Here is a 2,644-nt window from a genome sequence, read left to right as displayed (position 1 = left end):
AACAATTCGTATTTTCTCCGATACCTTTGAAACCTTGCTGTGCTTGGCTTTGTGGCTTTAATTCAATGTGTTAAAAAACATCAAGCCGCAAATATCCGCATATGTTCGCACATATAAATAAAATTCGCCGCCATTTTGTCGCCACTTTTTGGCGGCGGTTAGTCGCCATTTTTGTTGCGTAGCATGGCTATTGGGCTTTTGTTTACTGCCTCTTCTAAGTGGTCAGGTGATAAGTGCGAATAGCGCATGGTTAACTTAATATCACTGTGACCTAAGATGCGTTGTAACGTAATAATATTGCCTCGGTTCATCATGAAGTATGAAGCGTAAGTGTGGCGAAGAACGTGCGCGGCTTGGCGGTTTAGCCTGGGCACTTGAGCTGCAATGAAGCGTTGAACCGTGGCATAGCTGATACTGAATAAGGGGCCATGGTCGCCAGTGTAAATCAGTTCAAACTCTTCCTTGCCGATCGGAACTGTTCTATTTTTCTTGCCCTTTGTTTGCGTAAACGTCACCGTGTGCTTTTTAATCGCATCACCATTATTATGGAATGCGTCATAGCTATTGATTTGTGAACCCGTTAAGCGCGCTACTTCTCTGAACCTGCCGCCAGTTGCTAAACATAACTTAATGAACTTGTGTAAGTCGGGGTGTGAATGGCTTTCTGCTGCTGCAATCAAACTTTGCATTTCATCAATCGATAAAAAATCCATTTCACTTTCATGCAGCTTGAACTGTCGAACATTTGCCAACGGGTTTTCACCTTTCCATTCCCCCATACTTTGCAGTTCACTGATCATAGAATTGAAAATGGCTTGTTCGTGATTGCATGTGCTAAATGAAACCGCTGTTTTCTTGTTATTTAAATCCGCAATTTCCCCGGCAATACGTTTACTCCGATATTCAGTAAACATATTCGCGGTTAGTTTAGTATAAAATGGGTCACCCAAACCATTGCAGATAACCATCAAGCGGTTATATGTTTGCTTGGCGTTCGCCAGTGATTGGCCGTGGCGTTCCTGCCACAAATCAATCATATCTAACAAACTGCGGCGGTCAGCTTTTCCACCCATCCACGGCTTATCATCCACTTCGCGCATCACAAAGTTTTCATAAGCATTCGCTTCACCTTTAGTGGCGAAGCGTTTACGAACGCGTTTACCATTGCGGCCTTGTGGGTAGCACTCACAAAGCCAAGGTTTTTTGCTGCCGTCTTTTAAGTTGCGAACTGACATTATGTGAATCGTTAATTGCTTGGCATGGTTGTTAAGTTCACATACTGAACGCCTGAAATAGAAAATTGAATATCTTTCAATTCAAAGTAGTCTTTCAAGGTTTTGTTGTTCACTAGTTTTAGCGTTGTTTTAAGTACCGCTGTTTGTGTCTTTTCATCTAGAGATTCAACCGTAATTTGAGCAATTGTCGGATGTTTAGATGATTGAGTGAAATATGCGCCTTTCCAATAGCAACTAGAACTGAGTTCGCCAGAGCTTTTTTGAGAAAGCGTAGCGGAATAGCCCTCGCGGACATTGTTTCTAAATAGAGTAACTTCACAAAAGTTATCTCCATCCTGTTTTATGGCTACTGATACAGCAGGCTGATTTTCTAACGTATAAGGAAAATTAGTCGCAGTAGTAGCGTTTACCTTAAAGTCAGGTGTGGAATTGTTATCGCCGCATCCAAATAAAAACGCTGAAGATAGTAATAAGATAAATTTGTATTGCATGTAGAACCCCTAGCAAATAAGCGAAAGCCAAGCTTTTTCAGTGACAATATGTGTTTTAAAACCAGTGCGGCGATTATTAATTACTGATTCAATTTTTCTGCCGTGACTAGTGTGAATCCAGTCTCTGCTTGCCATAGAACCAATAACAAGAATGTCCAAATCTCTATTGACACCAGAGCAGACTAATACACCGTTAGTTTTAGCTTGGCTTTCGATATGTTTTCTATTGCCAGAAAAAAACTTACCAGTAAAACAAACACGTAAGCCATTAACCGATTCAAGCTCAATATCATCAGAAAAGTAATCTGTAGCGAAACATTCAGCACAGCCAGAATCAGTAAATTGTTGACCGCAGATAGATTTAAACATGACTAGCAATTCTTGCTTTTCTTGATCGTCAATGATGCCATCTTCAAGTACCTGAATTAAACGCTCATGAATGACATCGCCGGGCCAAGAAGATATAACATCATCATTCGATTCAATCAGTCGTTTGAGGGCTAATATTTCCTTATCATTGAGAGTGTCGTCGGCCGTTAAGCCTTGTAAGAAGCCAAGAAGTTGATTAATCATTCCGTCAGTTTGCAAGCCATCCTTGAAACCATAAGTCAGAACATCATTAATCAAATTGTGTAGGTCTTCTAATTCATCAGGTTCAATGACACCGTCTTCTAATATATCCTCAATTAAATCTCTTAAATCGAGAAAGTCACCATCGTTTTTAATAGGGGAGTCGGTGCGCAGCCAAGTATCTAAGAAAAGTACTTCAGTACTATTTAAAACCCTATCGGCACTAACGCCTGAAAGAATTCCTTGAAGCGCTTTCAATGCTTTTTCTTTATTGCGTTTATTGTTAAAGCCAAAAAATCTGGGTTGACCATGTTCGTCCAATAAGTGTGAGTCCGTCATATATTCACC

3 protein-coding genes are annotated in these 2,644 nt (G+C 40.5%); all 3 read right to left on the bottom strand.

From position 1 onward, the window contains the following. Positions 1 to 158: 158 nt before the first annotated feature. From B9J87_RS16665 to B9J87_RS16655, 3 genes are read right to left on the bottom strand one after another with little or no spacing between them, the layout of a single operon-like run. Positions 159 to 1,235 (bottom strand): phage integrase, encoded by a 1,077-nt coding sequence (locus B9J87_RS16665; protein ID WP_094151802.1) that lies wholly within the window; start codon positions 1,233 to 1,235, stop codon positions 159 to 161. 11 nt (positions 1,236 to 1,246) lie between these two features. Beyond that, on the bottom strand, positions 1,247 to 1,726 hold the full coding sequence (locus B9J87_RS16660) for a hypothetical protein (RefSeq protein ID WP_094151800.1): 480 nt from the start codon (positions 1,724 to 1,726) through the stop codon (positions 1,247 to 1,249). A gap of 9 nt (positions 1,727 to 1,735) precedes the next feature. Next, positions 1,736 to 2,635, bottom strand: coding sequence for an NAD-dependent DNA ligase (locus B9J87_RS16655; RefSeq protein ID WP_094151804.1), 900 nt, complete (start codon positions 2,633 to 2,635; stop codon positions 1,736 to 1,738). Positions 2,636 to 2,644: the final 9 nt, after the last annotated feature.

Origin of the sequence: Vibrio sp. V19_P1S1T109, from assembly GCF_002241375.1 — a bacterium.
Taxonomy (GTDB): Bacteria; Pseudomonadota; Gammaproteobacteria; order Enterobacterales; family Vibrionaceae; genus Vibrio; species Vibrio anguillarum.
The sequence above is the reverse complement of the archived record's forward strand: the minus strand, read 5'-3'. Positions and strand labels throughout refer to the sequence as shown.

What these genes read in the sequence shown, in the direction of transcription:
- B9J87_RS16665 (WP_094151802.1), bottom strand. Translation starts at nt 1,235, where the DNA reads ATGTCAGTTCGCAACTTAAAAGACGGCAGCAAAAAACCTTGGCTTTGT.
- B9J87_RS16660 (WP_094151800.1), bottom strand. Translation starts at nt 1,726, where the DNA reads ATGCAATACAAATTTATCTTATTACTATCTTCAGCGTTTTTATTTGGA.
- B9J87_RS16655 (WP_094151804.1), bottom strand. Translation starts at nt 2,635, where the DNA reads ATGACGGACTCACACTTATTGGACGAACATGGTCAACCCAGATTTTTT.